This window comes from Syntrophomonas sp. UBA5494 (assembly GCF_002426325.1).
The window spans coordinates 1-19,858 of sequence record NZ_DIPG01000019.1 but is presented as its reverse complement, the minus strand read 5'-3'; the positions used below and the strand labels follow the sequence as shown (position 1 = coordinate 19,858).

General features: G+C 49.0%; 18 protein-coding genes. 17 read left to right on the top strand and 1 reads right to left on the bottom strand.

Annotated elements, in window-relative coordinates:
- Nucleotides 1-2,597: acyl-CoA dehydratase activase (locus tag B3W37_RS02295; protein ID WP_483174643.1), on the bottom strand; the 2,597-nt coding region annotated here is incomplete at its 3' end.
- 165 nt (nt 2,598-2,762) lie between these two features.
- On the opposite strand from B3W37_RS02295, the gene B3W37_RS02290 reads away from it, so the two are divergent.
- The 17 genes from B3W37_RS02290 (at nt 2,763) to B3W37_RS02210 (ending at nt 19,829) form a co-directional block, all read left to right on the top strand.
- Entirely contained in the window at nt 2,763-3,386 is a 624-nt protein-coding gene (locus B3W37_RS02290) for a TetR/AcrR family transcriptional regulator (RefSeq protein ID WP_483171568.1), read from the top strand.
- A gap of 215 nt (nt 3,387-3,601) precedes the next feature.
- The gene (locus tag B3W37_RS02285) at nt 3,602-5,422 is read left to right on the top strand and encodes a sigma 54-interacting transcriptional regulator (RefSeq protein ID WP_483171569.1); all 1,821 of its coding nucleotides are present in this window, start codon (nt 3,602-3,604) and stop codon (nt 5,420-5,422) included.
- 251 nt (nt 5,423-5,673) lie between these two features.
- Nucleotides 5,674-6,267, top strand: coding sequence for a 4Fe-4S dicluster domain-containing protein (locus tag B3W37_RS02280; protein WP_481042592.1), 594 nt, complete (start codon nt 5,674-5,676; stop codon nt 6,265-6,267).
- Nucleotides 6,260-7,225 carry a CoB--CoM heterodisulfide reductase iron-sulfur subunit B family protein gene (locus B3W37_RS02275; RefSeq protein ID WP_483171570.1) on the top strand — a complete coding sequence of 322 codons (966 nt, stop codon included), beginning with the start codon at nt 6,260-6,262 and terminating at the stop codon, nt 7,223-7,225. Before B3W37_RS02280 ends, B3W37_RS02275 begins: the two co-directional genes overlap by 8 nt.
- Nucleotides 7,212-8,249, top strand: coding sequence for an FAD-dependent oxidoreductase (locus tag B3W37_RS02270; RefSeq protein ID WP_483171571.1), 1,038 nt, complete (start codon nt 7,212-7,214; stop codon nt 8,247-8,249). Before B3W37_RS02275 ends, B3W37_RS02270 begins: the two co-directional genes overlap by 14 nt.
- Nucleotides 8,250-8,262: 13 nt before the next feature.
- Nucleotides 8,263-8,862, top strand: a complete 600-nt coding sequence (locus B3W37_RS02265; protein WP_483174642.1) for a 4Fe-4S dicluster domain-containing protein — start codon at nt 8,263-8,265, stop codon at nt 8,860-8,862.
- Nucleotides 8,859-9,719 (top strand): CoB--CoM heterodisulfide reductase iron-sulfur subunit B family protein, encoded by an 861-nt coding sequence (locus B3W37_RS02260; protein WP_483171573.1) that lies wholly within the window; start codon nt 8,859-8,861, stop codon nt 9,717-9,719. Before B3W37_RS02265 ends, B3W37_RS02260 begins: the two co-directional genes overlap by 4 nt.
- Nucleotides 9,720-9,932: 213 nt before the next feature.
- The gene (locus B3W37_RS02255; protein ID WP_483171574.1) at nt 9,933-10,916 is read left to right on the top strand and encodes a CoA transferase subunit A; all 984 of its coding nucleotides are present in this window, start codon (nt 9,933-9,935) and stop codon (nt 10,914-10,916) included.
- Between the two features lie 4 nt (nt 10,917-10,920).
- A complete protein-coding gene (locus tag B3W37_RS02250) occupies nt 10,921-11,715 on the top strand; it encodes a CoA-transferase subunit beta (protein ID WP_481042604.1) in 795 nt (264 codons plus the stop codon).
- 78 nt (nt 11,716-11,793) lie between these two features.
- A complete protein-coding gene (locus tag B3W37_RS02245) occupies nt 11,794-13,092 on the top strand; it encodes an MFS transporter (protein WP_481042606.1) in 1,299 nt (432 codons plus the stop codon).
- 31 nt (nt 13,093-13,123) lie between these two features.
- Nucleotides 13,124-13,438, top strand: a complete 315-nt coding sequence (locus B3W37_RS02240; RefSeq protein ID WP_481042608.1) for a hypothetical protein — start codon at nt 13,124-13,126, stop codon at nt 13,436-13,438.
- A gap of 6 nt (nt 13,439-13,444) precedes the next feature.
- Nucleotides 13,445-13,945: a CoA transferase subunit A gene (locus B3W37_RS02235; protein ID WP_483174644.1), complete on the top strand. Its 501-nt coding sequence runs from the start codon at nt 13,445-13,447 to the stop codon at nt 13,943-13,945.
- 3 nt (nt 13,946-13,948) lie between these two features.
- Nucleotides 13,949-14,686: a CoA-transferase subunit beta gene (locus B3W37_RS02230; RefSeq protein WP_481042610.1), complete on the top strand. Its 738-nt coding sequence runs from the start codon at nt 13,949-13,951 to the stop codon at nt 14,684-14,686.
- 455 nt (nt 14,687-15,141) lie between these two features.
- The gene (locus B3W37_RS02225) at nt 15,142-16,449 is read left to right on the top strand and encodes an acetyl-CoA hydrolase/transferase family protein (protein WP_483171590.1); all 1,308 of its coding nucleotides are present in this window, start codon (nt 15,142-15,144) and stop codon (nt 16,447-16,449) included.
- 125 nt (nt 16,450-16,574) lie between these two features.
- Nucleotides 16,575-17,837, top strand: coding sequence for an ABC transporter substrate-binding protein (locus B3W37_RS02220; protein ID WP_483171576.1), 1,263 nt, complete (start codon nt 16,575-16,577; stop codon nt 17,835-17,837).
- A 79-nt stretch (nt 17,838-17,916) separates the two neighbouring features.
- On the top strand, nt 17,917-18,798 hold the full coding sequence (locus tag B3W37_RS02215; RefSeq protein WP_483171577.1) for a branched-chain amino acid ABC transporter permease: 882 nt from the start codon (nt 17,917-17,919) through the stop codon (nt 18,796-18,798).
- Between the two features lie 71 nt (nt 18,799-18,869).
- Nucleotides 18,870-19,829, top strand: a complete 960-nt coding sequence (locus tag B3W37_RS02210) for a branched-chain amino acid ABC transporter permease (protein WP_483171578.1) — start codon at nt 18,870-18,872, stop codon at nt 19,827-19,829.
- Nucleotides 19,830-19,858: the final 29 nt, after the last annotated feature.

The following is a 19,858-nucleotide window of genomic DNA, read 5'->3' as shown; positions in this document are numbered from 1 at the left end:
TCTATGTGATAAGGACGGCCGGCTAAAACAATGCCTTGCTTCCCGGTTTGCTCAAGATAAGCCAGGATCTCCTCGCCTTGACGCCGGATGTCCGCTTTGAAACGCCGGTCTTCTTCCCAGGCCAAATCAACCGCCCGGGCTATATCCGGTTTGGATATCTTAAAGCGGTCAAGTTCTTCATGCAAGCGAATAATCAGCCTCTTTCGATCACAGTAGGGCAGGAAGGGATTCATTAGAACAACGTCATTTTCCCTGATGATATCCATATTATTTTTGATCACTTCAGGATAAGAAATGACCATAGGGCAGTTAAAATGATGATTGGCACCGGTCTGCTCTCGGTGCTCATGTATGATGGAGGGATAAAAAATCCGTCTTATACCTTGTTTTATTAGAGCGGCGACATGGCCATGAACCAGCTTGGCTGGAAAACAGGCCGTATCCGAGGGGATGGTATTGCTGCCCAGTTCATAAAGTGTCCGGGAAGATCGCGGTGAAACCTCCACCCTGAACCCCAGTGCGGTGAAAAAGGTAAACCAGAACGGGTAGTTTTCATACATGTTGAGAACCATCGGAATACCGATAGTACCCCTAAAAGCCGCCTCTGCAGCTAACGGTTTATAATTCAAGAGGCGCTGGTATTTATAGTCAAAAATATTGGGTATAGATTTGTGCTGCCGGTCTTTGGCTGCCGGTTTCTCACAGCGATTGCCGGAGATAAACCGGCCTCCGCCCGGGAACTTGTTAATGGTCAGCAAGCAGTTGTTTTCACAACCCCCGCAGCGGTTGAGGCGGGTGGTGATCGAAAAGCCCTCCAGTTGGTCGGCCCCTAAAAGAGAGCTCGCTTTCCCTGTGGTGCTCTGTTCTCTGGCCATCAACGCTGCCCCAAACGCGCCCATTATTGATGCGATGTCCGGTCTTATGACCTCTTTGCCGGAGATGCTCTCCAAACTCCTCAAAACCGCGTCATTTTGAAAGGTGCCGCCTTGAACCACAATCCGCTGCCCCAGATCTTCGGGATTTCTCATCTTAATCACTTTAAACAGAGCGTTTTTGATAACCGAATATGACAGCCCGGCTGAAATATCACCGATTGAAGCGCCTTCTTTTTGAGCTTGCTTTACCATTGAATTCATGAAAACCGTACAGCGTGAGCCTAGATCTACTGGTGCATTGGCATGCAAAGCCAGGGCGGCAAAATCCTGTACGCTCAAGTTTAATGAATGGGCAAAACCCTCAATAAAGGAGCCGCATCCTGAAGAGCAGGATTCGTTAAGCAAGATGTTGTCAATAATGCCGTCTTTTATCTGCAGGCATTTCATGTCCTGCCCGCCGATGTCTAGAATCAGGTCAACCTGTGGGTCAAAAAAATGCGCGGCACGATAGTGGGCCACAGTTTCAACTACTCCCAAATCTATATGCAGGGCGGCTTTTAATAGCCCTTCCCCATACCCGGTCACTGCTGTATAAGCCAGTTTAGCCGCTGCCGGCAAGCAGCTGGCCAAATCCCTTAAAATCTTAAGGGCTGAATCAAGAGGGCTGCCGGTGTTATTGGTATAGCAGGAGTACAACAGGCGACCGCTGGCATCGATTAGTGCGGCTTTGGTAGTCGTTGAGCCAGCATCTATTCCCAAATAGCAGTCTCCGCCATAAGTGTCCAAGTCCCGTCGGGGTACTTTATTCTGTTGATGTCTGGCACGGAAACGGGTATAGTCTTCCTGGCTTTCAAAAAGGGGCTTGAGGTGAGTGAACTGTTGATAATCGGATAAATCAATCTTTTCCAGGCGTTTAATAAGACTGGCCAGACGGATCATCGGGCTTGATTGGGAAGCCAAGGCAGCCCCCAGGGCCACGAAAAACTGACTGTACGGGGGGAATACAGCCTCTTTGTCATCTAGCTGCAGGGTTTCTTGAAATCTTCTTCTCAATTCTGAAAGGAAAGACAGAGGCCCGCCTAAAAAGGCCACGTTGCCAGTGATGGATTTGCCGCAGGCCAGACCGCTGACGGTTTGATTGACTACGGCTTGGAATACCGAAGCGGCGATGTCTTCCTTCTTGGCGCCTTCATTTAATAAAACCTGTATGTCGGTCTTGGCGAAAACACCGCAACGTGCAGCTACTGAATAAATGGCGGTGGCTCGCCTGGCCAGCTGATTTAAACCATTAACATCGGTTCCCAAAAGGGTTGCCATCTGATCGATAAACGCCCCGGTTCCGCCGGCACAGATGCCATTCATTCGCTGGTCCGGGCCGTCCTGAAAAAAGGTGATTTTTGCATCTTCTCCCCCTAATTCGATGGCTACATCGATGTGGGGAATATACCGCCCTATGGCGGTATTGCAGGCTATAACTTCCTGTATATGCTCAACGCCCAACCAGGAAGATATGGATAATCCGGCGGATCCAGTCACCATTGCTGTGAAGGGCTGATTGCCGATGTGGTTATAAGCATCCCGGAGTAATTCGATAGTGTGTTTTTGGGTTTCTGCATAATGCCGCTTATAATCTGTATAGACAATACGATCGTTTTCGTCCAATATAACGACCTTCACTGTGGTTGAACCCACATCCAGCCCCAGACGCATACAGTTGCGCATCGGTTTACCCTCCCCCAAGAGCAGGAAATTAAAACAATGTTTGAATCAACTGTGACTTAATGGTAGGTTAGATACCGGATATTGTCAATGAATATTGAAGCTGTTGAAGACATCTTCGTGATGTTCTATGCTTAAACCAAAACATGTTTTCAGAGAGTATTTATTATGGATAAGTCTGATGAGAATCTGACCACCAAACAAAAGATCATCAATATAACCATGGATATTATCGCTGCAGAAGGATTTCAGAATATCACTATCCGCAAAATCGCTTCTCGGGCCAACGTAAACGTCGCGGCGGTGAATTATCATTTTGGTTCTAAAGACGGAGTCATTAACGCCGCTTTGACTGAGGTTACCGATGAAATGAGAAAAAACTTTGCTTTACTTCAGGAACAGACTGATGATGATGTTGAAGACCGGCTGCTTACATTCATATACAATTATACTGAAATCATTAATAAGTATCCCGATATAATTAGAAACATGATTAATCATGCCATTCATAACAAGCCCCTGGATCAACATATCGAATATATGACCTTTCTTAAAACCGAAGGAATTGAACTTTTAAAGGAAACCATCGCCAGAGTCAGGCCGGAAATGGATAAAGATGTTTTATGCTTACGAACCTTGCATTTATTGAGCACATTATCGTTTCCGGTTCTGTTGGGAGGATACATTCGAGAGATCACGGGCGTCGACCTTAAGGATCTGGAAGCCAGAACAAAGCATGCCCAGCTGTTGCTTGAGTCGATAGTGGGGGCTGACAAAGCGGCACAGGACTGAATTTGGTTTAATTAAATAAATAGGAATAATTTTACAGAATATTTCGACAAATCTCCCTGCCACTTCGCTCAAAAGCTGCCATTACATCAATTCTAGAGGAACTTCAGCATACATGGTTTACGACTTTTATTGGACAAAATACCGACAAAGTTATTATTATTGAAAGTGACAATAGTAACAAGGTATGATACGGCAATGACAAGGGAGTGATTGGAATGCCGGATCTACGTATAACGGATCTCCGCGTTGGAGAAGCGATGACACAGGATTATGGTCTGGTTGACCATAATACCCCGGTGGAAACCGTAGTGGAGTTAATCCTTAAGAATCACTGGGGTGAAGTGATAGTGGTCGATGATGAAAAGAAATTCGTATGCCTGGTTACTAGAGAGACCCTGGTGCGAACCATCACCAATGGGCTGCCCCAGGATGTTCCCATTAAGAGCCTCTGCAGCCGCGATATAATAACTACCACTGAAGATGAAGACCTGGCCAGAGCTCGAGATATTATGCGTATGAGAAAGATAGGCCGTCTCCCGGTGATCAGGGATGGCGGCGAGGTGGTTGGCTTGTTGACGGCCCGGGATGTATGCAATGGTTTCTCTTCCAAGTTGGAAATGCTCGGCGAACATATGTATTCGGTATTGGAAAATATTGCCGAGGCCATTCAGGTAATCGACTGCGATGGCCGGGTCAGCTTTTGGAATACAGGCGCCGAGAAAATGTTCGGCATTGCCGCCCAGGAAATCGTAGGCTGTAAATTGGCGGATTATTTCCCGGATGACCTGTTGCTCAAGGTTATTTCCAATATGCAGTGTTATCAAAATGTCCTGACCGAACTGGATGATGGGGTGTATATCGTTCGTAATGCAGTTCCGGTGGTCTTTTCCGATGGAGCCATTCTGGGCGCGGTTTGCACTAATTTGGACGTCAGTCATATCCGGAAATTAATTGATAATCTGGAAAGAGCCCAGACTAAAGTAAGAAAACTGGAGCGTATCATAGGAACGCAGGATTTGCTCGGCGACGAGCAATTCTATACTGTCAACCAGGATACCCGCCACGTTTTACAACAGGCCAAAAGAGTGGCCGGAACCGATGCTACCGTTCTAATTCAGGGAGAAAGCGGTACCGGAAAAGAGATAATGGCCCAGGTGATCTATAACCATAGCAAACGGGCCAAACAGCCCTATATAGAGATCAACTGCAGCGCCATTCCCGAGAATCTGTTTGAAAGCGAGATGTTTGGTTATGAATCCGGCTCATTTACCGGAGCCCACCGCGCGGGTAAAGCCGGTAAGTTTGAGCTGGCCAATGGAGGCACCCTTTTCCTGGACGAAATCGGCGAGCTGCCGATGGATATGCAGGCCAAGCTGCTGCGGGTTTTGCAGGAAAGAAGGTTTTATCGAGTCGGCGGAACTACACCCATTACCGCTGACGTACGTATTATTGCCGCTACCAATCGCAACATGGCGGAACTGGTGGAACAAAAACTCTTCCGCAGCGACCTGTATTATCGCCTTAGCGTAGTGGTTTTGGAGATACCGCCGCTGAGGGAAAGAAAGGATGATATCCCGGGATTGACCAGACTCTTTTTACGGAAGCTGGGCATGGAATACGGGCGCCAGATCAAGGGTATTGACCGTGAGGTGATGAGAATGCTGGAGGATTACCATTGGCCCGGCAATGTCCGCCAACTGCAAAACCTCCTGGAGAGTGTGGTTATACTTATGGAGGACGACTATGTCACTCCCCTGTCCCTGGAAGAAGCCGGAGTTATCGATGTGCTGCGGGGACCGGGAAAAACCGCGGTCAGCCATAGCCAGCGTGAAGTGATAACTACAACCCAGTTGGATAATCTCATGGATCATCATGAGCGTGAAGCCATAACTAAAGCCCTGCAGCAAACCAATTATAACAAGGCTAAAGCAGCCCATATTTTAGGCATCCCCCGCAGTACGCTCTACTATAAAATGAAAGCGCTGAATATAGAGGGCAAACCTTCCCAGTCAGATATGAAGATTCCTATGGCATGAGCGGAAGACGACCATTTGTGGAAATGAACTAAATTATTAACAGGTAAGCCAATCTATTGCGTCATTTTGATTTTTGACAGTCGATAAAGTGTCAGGTATTTGGACAAAAAGCCCGAAACCTGACACTTTTTTATTGTCATTGGGGCTGAACTTGTGAAATATAGGGCTTTGTATGAGTTGGCATGTTTTATGCACACTAATAACGATAGAGCCAACCAGCCGCCATCCCAAACTATAAAGGAGCGATGCAAATGCCGAGAGAGCATGACCGGGAGTGGGATCCCGAACTCATTCACAAAGTGGATCGCTACCACCTGGTGGAAAACTTAGAGCAATGCCTGCAGTGTGGCAAGTGCACAGGCAATTGCCCGGTAGCAGCCATCACTCCCTCATATAATCCCAGAGCGATTATTAATGACGTGTTATCAGGCAGTGTAACCCGCCTGCTGGATAGCGAGGAAATCTGGCGCTGTTTGTGGTGCGCCAATTGCTACCGGGTCTGCCCGGTGGATATCAATTATCCCCTGTTGATGATGCAGTTGCGCTATATGGCACTGGAGAACGGATACGGGCAAAAGTATGTGACAGGTATCAACAAATTTGTCTTCAGAGCTATGGAAAAGGGCTTGACTTTTGTCCCTGGCCAAAAGGGTATTGAGAAGATTATGCGGCTTAGGTCAGGGGTTGGCGCGGAACCATGGCCTGAGGTCTCCGCAAAAGCCATTGCTGAATACCGGGCCATATTTGAACAGACCGGCGCTAAAGAGTATATGGAGAATCTGGAAAAAAGCGAGCAAAGGCCGTTGCGCATGAGTTATCGGGAAGGGAGAATTGTCAATGAATAGTCCCGGGGTCGTCACACCGCAAGAGCGCCTGGGTACCAAGCCGGAAAAACTGTTTCTTTTCCGTAGCTGCACCGGCAGTATGGAGTACCCGGGCACTGAGAGCGCTATTAAAGAGATATTGAAGAAGCTGAATATAGAAGTGGTCATGGATCCTGATCAGACCTGCTGCTCCGGCTATGTCCTGACCTGCTCGGGGCATACTCCGGAGCCGTCCCTGGCGGTAACGGCCAGAAATCTTTCCATTGTGGAACAAAGATATGGACTCGACATGTTTTGCTTCTGCAATGGCTGTTTCGGTTATAATACCGAGCTGTCCCATATATTGAAACACCACCCCACTTATATGAAGATGGCCAATGATGCCATCGGCCAGTGGGGATATGAGTATCAGGGCAAGGTCAGAATATTCCACGTGCAAGAGTTATATTATCTGCTGCTGGATGAAATCCGGGCCAAAGTGGTCCGCCCCCTGAATGGCTTGCGGATAGCCAGCCATTATGGCTGCCATTATCTGGCGCAGCAGTATGGGATACTGGACGACGGCGATCTGCCCACTTTCCATGAGGAAATTTACGAAGCCCTGGGCGCAACTCCGGTATTTTATAAAGAACGCCGCATGTGCTGCGGTTATGCCGTGGGGCGCGGTTTTACCCACGCGGAGAGCGTGGTTCAGCCTCATTTGGGCCGTAAATTTGACAGCGCCAAGGAGGAAGGTGTGGAATTAATCACCACCACCTGCCCGGGATGCAATGTGGCTCTGGATCGCGAACAGCCCAAACTGGCAGCCCGCGGATTTGGACCGTACAACATTCCGGTGATGGATTTGGGCCAACTGATCGGCCTGGCCCTGGGTGTTGATTTAGATAAACTAGGATTTGCAGCAAATACCGTACCTCTCAACGGGGTTCTGGAACGGATTGGATTGGGGAAAGGAGCTTACAGTGATGGGAATTCATAAAGAGCAATCAACCCTGGTAATCGGGGGGGGGGCAGCCGGGATCGAGGCGGCTCGTATACTGGGGCAGGCCGGGTATCCTGTGGTTCTGGTTGAAAAAAGCAACTGGCTGGGCGGAGTTCTCAATCAGTTGGCCAGCAGTTTTCCCCGCTGGGAAGACCCGGCCCAATTCGTGGAGCCGCGGGTTAAGGAGCTGGAAAAGTGTGCGGCGGTTAAGGTTTTATTGGAAAGCGTCGTCAGCGGATGCCAAAAGACCGAAAACGGTTACCGGGTACAAATCAAGAATAACCACGGAGCCGTAGAAGAGCTTCAAGCAGGTGCAGTGATTATAGCCACCGGATTTGATTTGATGGATCTTTCCGGATATGGTGAATATGGTCATGGGGCTTTTCCTAATGTACTAAATTCACTGGAATTCGAAGCGGTTTTAAAAGAATGGTCAGCTGGTCAGAAGCCCCAAAAAGCACCGGTGGTAGCTTTTTTTAAATGCGTCGGTTCCCGGGATCGGGCCAAAGGCTACCCTTATTGCTCCAAGATATGCTGTATGTATACCGCTAAACAGGCCGGTCTGGTTAAGGACTTGCTGCCGGATGCCAAAAGTTATGTGTTTTATATGGACTACCGGGCTAGCGGGAAAGAGTATGAAGAGTTCGTGCGTTCAGTCATAGAAGATAAGCATGTCCGTTATGTGCGGGGACGCCCTGCCAAAGTGCTGCCGGAAGATGGACGCTTGTTAATACGCTGCGAAGATACTTTAATGGGAGTCCCTGTAGAGGTCAGGGCTGATTACATCGTTCTGGCCGCCGCGATTCGTCCCAGCCAGGGCACCGCGGAAATGGCGGAAATGTTCGGCCTGCACACCGATCCATACGGCTTTATCGAGCCCGAGCCTTTTGAACCGGTGAAGGTTCAGGAGCGCGTATTCCTGGCCGGGTCATGCGGATTTGCGGTGGAAACCCTGGGAGCCCTGCAGCAGGGGGCGGCTGCAGCCGCACAGGCTATGGCCGTATTGAATCAGGCCGATTAAGGGGGGAGTGCCGATGAATGCAACAACTTCACCAGTAAACCAGTATTTTAAAGCTCTGCAGCTGGATGAAACGGACCACAGCTTGAGCCAGGAATTATTGCAGAATTGCGGGATAGAGATTGAACGCTGCCTGGAATGCGGCAAATGTTCCGGCGGCTGTTCCAATGCCCATATATTTGATTTTACCCCCCGCAAAATCGTACAGATGATCAAAGTTGGGGATGAAGAAAGACTTTTGCACATGGATGCGCTTTGGTGCTGTGTAGCCTGCCAGCTGTGTGTCGACCGCTGTCCCTCGGGGATTGACATTGCCCGCATCATGGATTACCTGCGGGAGAGGGCTGTTGCCAGAGGAATACCGGCCACCCGGCCTACAGTGGAGCTGTTCCACAATCTTATGCTGGATCAAGTGAATAAAATTGGCCGGGTGTCAGAATTGTATCTCATCCTCAATTATAATCTCAAGTCGGGACAATATCTTAATAATGCCGAATTGGGCCCGCAGATGTTTATTAAAGGCAAACTGAATCCGTTCCCGGCCCGGGTCAAAAAGATGGACAAGGTGCGGCGGCTTTTTCATAAAAAGCCAGGGCAAAAGGGGGAAGTGAAATGAATGTAGCTTATTTTCCAGGCTGCTCCTTGCATTCCATGGCTCACGAGTACGATCTCTCCACCCGCCTGGTATGCAAGCACTTGAATATAAACCTTAAAGAAATAGAAGACTGGAATTGTTGTGGCGCAACCGCTGCCCACAGTGTTGACCACGCCCTGGCGGTGGGGCTGTCAGCCAGGAATCTCAGCATTGTCCAGCAGATGAATCTGGACCGGGTTACCGCAGTATGCGCGGGATGTTTTAACCGTTTAAAAACAGCCTCGCATGAGATCCGGAACAATCCCCGGATGCAGGCAGATGTCAAAGAGATGCTGCAAACCGAGGCCCCGGTCAAGCCCGAGGTGCAGCACTTGCTGCAGCTGCTGGTTGAGGAAACCGGCCTTGATGCCATTGGGCAAAAAGTTGTAAAGCCCTTAAAAGGTTTGCGACTGGCGGCCTATTATGGCTGCCTTCTTACCCGCCCGCGGCAAATAGTGGAATTTGATGACGCTGAACAGCCGGTATCTTTAGACAATCTTTTAAGGACTCTAGGGGCGGAAACCGTTACCTGGGGACACAAGGCCGAATGCTGCGGCGGAGGATATGCAGCTTCCGACACCGGTATCGTCTTGGACCTGGGAGGACAGGTGCTGAAATCCGCCCGGCAAGCCGGAGCGGAGGCCATCGTTGTAGCCTGCCCCATGTGCCAGAGTAATCTGGATATGCGCCAAAAGGCGATGGGGTTGAATTTCCGCATGCCGATCATTTATTTTACCCAATTAATGGGCCTGGCTTTGGGGTATAAAGCAGGTCAATTGGGTATAAATAAACTATTCAATTCACCGATTCCTTTACTTAAAAGTAAAGGATTGGCATAACGCACCAGTATTCCCGGTATGGTGAACCCGGCCCGCAGGGAAAGGTATTATAGGGCAGCGGGGACTGTGCTGCCCTATTAATCAAGTTAAATGGAGGTGAAAAAAAAGGCCGCCTGCAGGTTACAGCCAGCCAAAAAAACATTCCACACTATATTCTACTCGAACTATAGAACAAAGAAAACAAAAAGACCGCCTGAAAAGGGAGGGATTATATTGAAAAACAAGTTGATCACTATGCAAGAAGCTGTCGCTCAATATACCTGGGATGGTATGACCTTTGGGCACGGCGGTGCACTTCCGGTAGGATCCGATTGTATCGCCTTTTTCCGTGAAATGGTTCGTCAGGGCGTTAAGAACGTCAATCTCATTTCTAACTGTAACACGCAAGGATCAAATCTGTTAGCAGCTGCTGGCGGCGTAGCCAGAATAGAAGTTGGGTTTTCCGGACTGGAAGTCTACGGCTTTGCCAACGGACTGAAAAGGGCTGTTGAAAGCGGCAAGACTATCCTGGAGGACTATTCCAATGGCGGTATACCCAATCGTTTGTTCGCAGGCGCCATGGGCTGGCCCTTCATTCCTACTTTCGTGAGCTGGGGTTCCGACCAGCAATGGTGCTCCGCCGATGAACCCGATGCATATCCCAATACTGAAAAAATTCCTGAAATAAAAGATCCTTTCACCGGCGTTTCCATGGGCGCTATGAAGGCCATTAACCCCGATGTGGCCTGCATCCATGTCACCATGGCAGACATCTACGGCAACTCCATTATGCTCGGCACGGAATGGAGCCGTTTCGAACTTTCCCGCGCTGCCAAAAAAGTGGTTATCCAGGCTGACTATATCGTGGATACCGACTGCATGCGGCAGTTCCCCAATCTGGTTCGCATTCCCGACCTGGTCGTTGACGCCGTTGTTTATTGGCCGATGGGCGTTTGGCCGGCCTGTTCCACGGGCGTTTACGACAGCGATGAAGAGCATATGTTTTATATGAACAAGATGCTCAAAACCGAGGAAGGCACCGTAGAATACATCGATAAATATGTCAAATCCTACAGCACTCCCGAAGAATTCCTGAATGTCATTGGCAAAGAAAAAGTTGATCAGCTTTCTAAATCCGCCACCAATTTCCTGGTGGATCCCTATCGTAAATGGATCAAGAGCGACGCCGAGATCAAGGAATTGATGGGAGGGAGGTAATAACATGGATTATTCAAAAAATGAAATGATGGCCATTGCCACCGGACGTGAGTTTAGTGATGGAGAACTGGCTATATTCGGAGTAGGACTCAGCATGCTGGCGGGATTCTTCGCGCAAAGAAACCATGCCCCCAACATGATCGCCTTTACCGAAGGCGGAGTATATGGCTCGACCCCGGTGGGCGGACTGCCCTGGGGCATCGAAGACAACCGCATCTCTGCCAATGCCACCAGCTTTACCAATGCCATCGACGCTCTGGGTATGCTGGTTGCCTCAGGACGGGTCGACAACGCGGTTATCGGCGCGGCCCAGATAGACAAATTCGGCAATGTGAATACCACCGGCATCTGGACTGAAGGAACTCAGCCCTGGAAGGTCGGGAAATATACCCTGCCCAAAGTACGCTTAAACGGCAGCGGCGGAGCCAATGAAATCGCAGTTGGAGCCAAGAAGTATCTTATTATGGCTCAGCATGAGAAGAAACGCTTTGCCGACAAGGTTGACTATATCTCCTCACCAGGCTATCTCAATGGTGGTGAAGACCGTAAGAAATATGGTTTCCCGGGCGGCGGACCCAGCGCCATTGTAACCAACCTGGGGATTCTGCGTCCCGACCCGGTGACCAAAGAGTTCATCTTGGACGCTTATTTCGCATTCTCATCAGTTGAAGAGATCATCGAGAACACCGGGTGGGATCTCAAAGTCTCGCCCAATGTCAAGATGGTTCCCGAACCGACTGAAAAAGAGTTGGAAAATCTGAGGGCTGTGGACGAAACCGGCTCGCTACGCAAGAAATAAAGTAATTCCCGGGCCATACGGGGGGGGCTATGCTTCTCCCCGGAAAGGCTGGGAAATAAATCAGAGAGGAGACCAAGAATGGATAACGCTTCTAATCTCTCGCCCCAAGCAGTCCAAAAAACTATGTCCTATCGCTATGTAATATTTCTGGTGATAGCCCTCGCCTACTTCTTTGTTTATTTCCACCGGGTGTCGCCTTCCGTTATGGCTCCGGAACTAACTACCGCCTTCAATATCGGTGCTTCCAGCCTGGGTTTGTTTGGGTCCATGTACTTCTGGGCCTACGCCCTGGGGCAGTTACCGGCCGGCATACTGGCTGACCGTATCGGTATCAGAGGCACACTGGCAATCTTTATGGCTGTAGCCGGTGCGGGCGCATTGCTGTTTGCAGCGGCTGGTTCCTTCAACATGGCTCTGGCGGGACGCTTCTTGGTGGGTTTCGGCGTAGGTTTTGTCTATGTTCCGGCCATGCGCTTTTTGGCGGACTGGTTCAAATCCACCGAGTTTGCCACCTACTCCGGCATCCTTCTGGCAGTGGGCAATGTCGGCGCTCTAGCTGCTGCCGCACCCCTGGTGGCATTGATGTCCGGCATCGGTTGGAGAGCATCCATGACTGCAGTCGGTGTTGTATCTATCGCCGTGGCTGTTCTGGCCTATCTGGTTATCCGCAATAAACCTGGTGAGGTAGGCGGAGCCACCCCGGCGCAGATTGAAGGCCGCCCTGAACCCAAAGCCTCTTCAGCGTATTCGATCGGCCAGGCCATTTCCATGACGGCCTCGAGTTGGAATGTGTGGACCATCATTATCGCCTTCTTCATCTGGTATGGCACCATCATGGCTTTCCAGGGCCTGTGGGCCAGTCCCTGGCTGATCAATGTGTATGGTCTGACCAAATCCGAAGCCGGCAGCATCATCAGCCTGGTCGCCTTAGGGATGGTGTTTGGATGTCCTTTGTCAGGCATAATCGCTGACAAGGTTCTCAAATCCAAGTGGAAAGTTGTAGTTTTGGGGCTGATTTGCTCTATTCTGGTTTGGCTGCCCATGGTATTCATGGTCGATTCTCTTTCCAAAGGCGCCATCAGTGTGATGATGTTCCTGTATGGTTTCTTTAATGGCTGGTTCGTGGTTATGTACGGCAATCTTAAAGAAAACGTCGAGCCTGCAGTACAGGGTACCGCAACAGGATTTTTGAACACCTTTGTTTTTGTTGGCGGCGCGACTTTCCAACAGATTACGTCCATAATCATCGCGAAGGCACCGGTAGTGAACAAAATTATTGCCTCCTCAGGCTTTAGATCAGCTTTCATGTTCTGCCTGATTGCACTGGTAGTGGCTGTGGCGATAATGTTTACCCAGAAGAGACACCAAAAAGCCTAATTAATAAAATCTACCTAAAGGAGGGAAATCAATGTACGACAAAACTATGTCACTTAGTCAGGCCGCTGACCTGATTAAGGACGGGATGATGCTGGCTATTGGCGGAAACGGCATGCACCGTACCCCGTCGTTATTCTCCCTGGCCCTGACCAAAAAACCGCTCCAAGAGCTCAAGGTGGTCGGAGCCGCCCCGGGTCTGGCATCCGATATGCTGTTCTCAACTTTCCAGGCAGACACCGCCTATTTCGGCTTCTTCGGCCTGGAAAACGAAGCTGGGCTAGCCCCTGGTATGCGCAAAGCCATGGAAGGAGCTGAGCCTAAAGCCAAGGCTATCGAAGGCTCCTGAACCGCTATAATTCATGCTCTCCGTGCGGGAGCTTATGGAGTTCCTTTCCTTCCTGTCGGCGGTATGTGGGGAAGTGATCTGGTGGCTAAACGCCCCGAATTCTTCCAGGTCATGAAGAGCCCCTTTGATGGTACCGAAGTAGTATGCGTAAAAGCCTTGGTGCCTGACTACGCGATTGTGCATGTACAGGAAGCCGACATTTACGGCAACTGCCGCATTCTGGGGCCCAGTTACCAGGATGCCCTCCTGGCCAGAGCGGCTAAAAAGACCATCGTTACCACTGAACGCATTGTGGGAACCTATCGCATGAAAGAAGAACCCAAACTAACCGCCATCCCTCATTTCCTGGTTGAAGCTGTGGTAGAACTGCCCGGTGGCGCTAAACCTGGCATATGCTATCCGGAATATCAAGCCGTGGAGTGGCCCAAACACAAGGCTTACCAAAAGGCTGTAAAAGAGGGCCAAGTACCGCAATATGCGGATTCGATGCTGGAAGGGAGGCTGTAAGCAATGGAATATGGAAAAGCTGAAATGATGGCTGTTGCCATAATGAGAGCAATATCCGATGGTGATATCGTATTCCACGGCCTGGCTTCCTCAACCCCTATGGTGGCCATGAAAGCTGCCAAGGCCCTGGGCAAGAATTTCACCTATGTCACCCTGTCTGACGGGGTGGACCATGATTATCTCAGACCGCCCACAGTGGCGTCGACTTTGACCGCCAACACTTATGAAGGCTCAGTAGCTGCCTTCGGTCTGGACGAGATTTTTGACCTCTACGCATCCGGCAAAGGAGACATCGCCTTCCTGTCCTGCCTGCAGATGGATAAAGAAGGCCGCATTGCCATGTCCTATCTGGGAGGAACCTATGACAATCCCAAACTGAGAGGACCTGGAGGAGCCGGAAGCGCTACCCTTACTCCGGTAACCAAAAAAACCATCATCTGGAAACCACAGCATGATAAGCGTACTTTCATCGAGCACGTTGATTTTGCCACCACTGCTCCCGTTTTGGAAAAAGAATTTACAGTCATAACGACTCTCGGCATATTCAAGAAGCCGGTTGGCGAGAAGTATCTGAAAGTCGACTGTATTTTCCCGTACACTACTCTGGAAGAGGTAAAGGAAAATACCGGATGGGAAATCGAACAGACCGAAGTTCCGGTCATGGATCCGCCAACCGAAGAAGAGTTGGCCGCCCTCAAACTGGTGGATCCCAACAATATAGTGGGCTTTGAGTTTAAATAAAACCTATTAATTAATACAGCTATAAAGGCTGGTCAGGCGACCAGCCTTTTTTTATGGAAATGTTATCTGTGGTAAGCAGGTCTTCTAATGAGAAAACCGTAAGGGAACCGTAGACGGCCGATATCTTTTAAAGTTTAAAATTGATACTTTCTGCGCCTGGTGAAGGAATAAATTAACTGCGGTAGAGCATTGCAGGCATAGTGGAGTAATTCATGACCCAATAATGAGTCATAGGAGTAAAAGTGAACACAAAATGAATCAATACCTAATTACCCCGATAATATGGGGATTCTACCGGATAATGCTGCCGGGTCTGAAACAGAACCGGTTCATTTTCGGAATATCTGGATTAAAGAAATTGTTATTGCAATCACAAATAGGCTGGGGGAGTGCTGAAAATTTCGTTGGCATACTGTTTGCATTATTAATGGTGAATAAATTTTTAAAAGGGGTAAATTAAGTTGTTAGATTGGCAAAACGTTTACAGTGATCGGGTCAGAACCCCTGCTGAGGCAGTGAAATGCGTTAAATCGGGTGACCGGGTAATTTTGGGGCATGCTTGCGGAGAACCCCAGGTTTTAACCCGTGCCCTGATTGACAGGGCTGAGGAGCTGGAAAACGTGGAAATCGTTCAGCGGGTAGCCATGGGTGAGTCATCTTATGTCGACCCGGCCATGCAGGGGCATTTCAGGTTAAATTCTTTGTTCAGCAGTGCTCCCACCAGAAAAGCTATTGCCGAAGGCCGCGCCGAATATACCCCATCTTTTATCTCGGAAATACCAGGTTTGTTCCTGTCCGGTAAGATTCCGTTGGATGTTGCCATGATTACGGTAACTCCCCCGGATAATCATGGTTTCTGTTCCCTTGGTATTTCTATAGACTATACTATTCAGGCCGCACGTGCTGCCAAGACGGTTATTGCTCAGGTCAACCCCAATATGCCGAGAACCTACGGAGACACTTTGTTGCACATTAGCGAGATTGATTGTTTCGTACCTGCGGAAGCGCCATTAATCGTACTTGAACCTCCGGTTATAACCCCGGTTGAACAGCAGATCGGCATGAATGTGGCGTCGCTTATTGAAGACGGCGCCACTCTGCAGCTGGGTATCGGTTCTATTCCGGACGCAATCCTGGGCTTTCTGCACGAAAAGCATGATTTAGGCGTGCATACTGAATTATTCTCGGATGGCGTCAGAGGTCTAGTCGAGTCCGGGGTTATTAACGGCAAGAGAAAAACCTTGCACCCGGGTAAAGTGGTAGCCAATTTTGTTATGGGAACTCCTCAATTATATGACTGGATGCATGAGAATGCCGCCATACATCTCTACCCTGAAGACTATGTTAACGATCCTTTTGTAATAGCGCAGAATTACAAAATGACGGCCATAAACTCTGCTCTTCAGGTTGATGTACTCGGGCAGGTTGCGGCTGATACACTGGGACCGCTGCAATTCAGCGGGGTTGGGGGACAAGTCGATTTTGTCCGCGGTGCGGCCCGCTCACCCGGGGGCAAATCAATCATTGCCTTCCCTGCAACTGCTCAGAAAGGCCAGGCTAGCAGGATCGTATCAGTTCTAACCAGAGGTTCCGCTGTAACTACCTCAAGACATGATGTTGAATATGTGGTTACAGAATATGGAATAGCTGCTTTAAAAACCAAAACAGTTAAACAAAGAATAGAGGCCCTTGTTAACATTGCTCACCCTGATTTTAGAGCTGAGATTAGGAATGATACTCTTAGGACTTATTTCGCTCTATAAGTAGATGCGGTGCTGTAAGTGACGAATTCTAACTGCCAAGGTAGGTGATGTCGAAGAAGCACTACCTTCTTGTGCTCAATACTTGAACAACAGGTTGAGTTTATTTTTAAAGGGAGGCTTATCGAATGAGGAAAAGAAGTGCCAGGATTATCGGTTTGTTACTAACCATGGTTATGCTGCTTTCTCTAGTTGCAGGTTGTGGCGGAGACAATAGTTCTGATAAAGCTAAAGAGATCAAGATAGGAACTATTCTTCCATTATCAGGTTCAGCCGCTCCTCTGGGCAAAATTGGCCAGCAGGCTCGTGATATGGCTATTGAGGAGATTAACGCAGCCGGCGGCATCAAATCTATGGGTGGCGCCCAGATTAAAATGATATATGCCGACAGCAAAGGCGACCCGGCGGTTGGCGTATCCGAAGCCGAACGTTTGATCACCATGGAGCAGGTCGCGCTCTTAACCGGGTGCTATCAGAGCGGAGTGGCCATGCCGTCGACTGAAGTAGCGGAGCGTTATAAGGTTCCATACTTTGTTGATGTTCCTTCAGAAGACAAGATTACTGAACGTGGTTTTAAATATGTCTTCCGTCTGGCTGAAAAGACCAGTTGGCGCAACCGGGATCAGACCACATTTATCACCGAAATGGCTGAGACTTACAATACACCGGTAAAAACCGTTGGTCTGATATATGAGAATACCGCCTGGGGTCAGGGCGCCGTAACCGCTTGGGAAAAATACCTTCCTGAAGCCGGTTTGCAAATCGTTATGAAAGAACCGTATCCCACTAATTCTTCAGACCTCACCCCGGTAGTTCTAAAAGCTAAACAGCTAAACCCCGACATCATTATGATGGTATCTTATGTATCCGATGCCGCTCTATTAACCAAGACATTCGCTGAGCATCAGGTCAAACCGTTGGCATTTATCGGCACCAGCGGCGGTTTTGCCGATCCCACCTATTATGACCTGGCCGGAAATGCCAGCGAGAATTATTTCGATATTTCCACCTGGGAACCGGATGTCAACCGTCCGTCCTCTCAGGAAGTTAATCAGAAGTTTAAAGAAAAATACGGCTATGCCATGAACGCCGAAGCGGTTAAAGCCTATGTGGGGATGCATATCATCGCAGATGCTCTGGAAAGGGCGGGTTCGGCTGAACCCGAAAAGATCCGGGAGGCCCTGGCAGCTACTGATATCAATAAAGGCGTAACCCAGATGTATGCTGCCCAAACCAAATTTGACGAAACCGGTCAGATGATAAATGCCCCCTTGGTAATATGCCAGTATCAAAAGATAAATGGCAAAATGGAACGTGTAACAGTATGGCCCAAGGAAGAAGCCCGCGTTGGTTCACAAATAGTATGGCCATATCCAGGAGCAAGTAAATAATACCCAACTAACGAGCGGGGGATTGGCCATACCCTGGCCAATCTCTCCCTCCTCCCTACGGAAAGGAGTGTAAACCTAGGTGGGATTTTTGTCAGTCGTCGCTAATGGTCTTAGCATGGGAGCCATATATGGTCTTATCGCGCTGGGACTTACCCTGATTTTCGGGATCATGAGAATCATTAACTTCGCCCAGGGCGCCTTATTGATGTTGTCCATGATGACTTCATATTGGATATGGAAACTGACCGGCCTTAATCCTGTATTATTGATCTTTTTGGTCGGGCCGATTATGTTTTGTGTGGGTTATCTTTGTCAACGCTTCCTGGTTAAGCCGGTGCTTGATTCGGAAAAAAATGTCCGCGAACCGGTGAGCGTATTACTCTTAACAGCAGCCCTGGCCATAGTACTGGAGAATTTGGCCTTAATGACTTTTGGCGCCGATTATGTAATGGCTAAAACCAGTTTTTCCGACCAGACGCTGGCTCTGGGAGCGGTTACGGTGAGCGCCGCACGGTTTTATGGATTGATCATTGCTTTAGTCGTAGCCGGGGTTTTCTGGTTATTCCTGCAAAAAACCGAAATAGGCCGAAAAATTCGGGCTACCGGCCAGGATCGCAATGCAGCCGCATTAATGGGAATTAACGTACCAAAAACATTTGCCATAGCCTTTGGACTGGGCACGGCATTGCTGGCTGTAGCTGCGGTGGCTTTGATTCCCTTTTATTATGTGCATCCCTCGGTGGGACAAGTGTTCATGACCAAAGCTTTTATCGTGGTAGTTCTGGGCGGACTGGGTAGTGTGCCCGGGGCCATTTTGGGCGGCATCCTGATTGGTATGATTGAGTCCATCGGCGCCCAGTATATGACTGCTACCCTGACCGTAGTCCTGGTGTACGCGGTATTTCTGCTGGTGCTCTTCGTCAAGCCGTCAGGAATGTTTGGCTCCCGCTATGATTGGTAGGTGAGATGGTGAATATCGATAAAAAATACTTGTTATTGGCTGGCCTGATTATAGTCTTACTGCTTGTTCCCATGATGGTTACAAGACCGTATTATCTGCATGTTATTATCATGTGCCTGTTGTGGGCTTATCTGGCTTCAAGTTGGAACATCGTAGGCGGATTCGCAGGACAGCTTTCATTAGGACATGGAATTTATACTGCTACCGGCGCCTATATCACGATGATGCTGTTCAATACTTACGGACTTTCGCCCTGGCTGGGATTATTTATCGGAGGCGGAGCCGCGGTATTAATCAGCGTTATTATCGGATACCCTACGTTTGGCCTGCGTGGCGCTTATTACGCACTTGCCACAGTAGCGATTTCCGAAGGAATAGTGGTTCTTATCAACAGCACCCAGGAGCTGGGGCCGTTTAGGGTTGGCGGCGCTGAAGGCCTGATCGTGAAAATGGTGGGAGATTCTGCCGCAGCCTTGCAGTTTAGTTCCAAGATGCCTTATTACTATATAATTCTGTTTATGCTATTCCTGGTCATTGCCGTATCGTACTGGATCAAAAACTCCAAGCTGGGATACTATCTGATCGCTTTAAAAGAAGATGAGGATGCAGCGGCCGCCATGGGTATTAATGTTCGCAAAAGCAAACTGATGGCTGCTATGCTAAGCGCATTTTTAACCGCACTTGGCGGCGTGTTCTATGCGGTTTTGATCCGATACTTGGAGCCTAACGCCATTGCCGGCGGCAGTATGTCCACCCAGATGGTTTTCTTAAGTATCGTCGGTGGATCAGGCACTGTATTGGGTCCGGTCATCGGCGGAATTATTCTTTCATTAGTAAGTGAAATCATCCGTTTCTATCTGGGCGGGCAATTAATGGGTCTGCATCTGTTCATTTACGGCATGATTGTTCTTCTGGTTATTATCTATCAGCCCAAGGGAATAATAGCCATGTTCGAAAGATTGCTGCAACGCTTTTCCAGGGCGGCATATAAAAAAGGAGGTGCGAGCGGTGTCAAGGATTCTGGAGCTTAAGGATTTAACCATTAAGTTTGGCGGACTTA

Coding starts and splice junctions, on each gene's coding strand:
- B3W37_RS02290 (WP_483171568.1), top strand. CDS start 2,763: ATGGATAAGTCTGATGAGAATCTGACCACCAAACAAAAGATCATCAAT.
- B3W37_RS02285 (WP_483171569.1), top strand. CDS start 3,602: ATGCCGGATCTACGTATAACGGATCTCCGCGTTGGAGAAGCGATGACA.
- B3W37_RS02280 (WP_481042592.1), top strand. CDS start 5,674: ATGCCGAGAGAGCATGACCGGGAGTGGGATCCCGAACTCATTCACAAA.
- B3W37_RS02275 (WP_483171570.1), top strand. CDS start 6,260: ATGAATAGTCCCGGGGTCGTCACACCGCAAGAGCGCCTGGGTACCAAG.
- B3W37_RS02270 (WP_483171571.1), top strand. CDS start 7,212: ATGGGAATTCATAAAGAGCAATCAACCCTGGTAATCGGGGGGGGGGCA.
- B3W37_RS02265 (WP_483174642.1), top strand. CDS start 8,263: ATGAATGCAACAACTTCACCAGTAAACCAGTATTTTAAAGCTCTGCAG.
- B3W37_RS02260 (WP_483171573.1), top strand. CDS start 8,859: ATGAATGTAGCTTATTTTCCAGGCTGCTCCTTGCATTCCATGGCTCAC.
- B3W37_RS02250 (WP_481042604.1), top strand. CDS start 10,921: ATGGATTATTCAAAAAATGAAATGATGGCCATTGCCACCGGACGTGAG.
- B3W37_RS02245 (WP_481042606.1), top strand. CDS start 11,794: ATGGATAACGCTTCTAATCTCTCGCCCCAAGCAGTCCAAAAAACTATG.
- B3W37_RS02240 (WP_481042608.1), top strand. CDS start 13,124: ATGTACGACAAAACTATGTCACTTAGTCAGGCCGCTGACCTGATTAAG.
- B3W37_RS02230 (WP_481042610.1), top strand. CDS start 13,949: ATGGAATATGGAAAAGCTGAAATGATGGCTGTTGCCATAATGAGAGCA.
- B3W37_RS02220 (WP_483171576.1), top strand. CDS start 16,575: ATGAGGAAAAGAAGTGCCAGGATTATCGGTTTGTTACTAACCATGGTT.
- B3W37_RS02210 (WP_483171578.1), top strand. CDS start 18,870: ATGATGGTTACAAGACCGTATTATCTGCATGTTATTATCATGTGCCTG.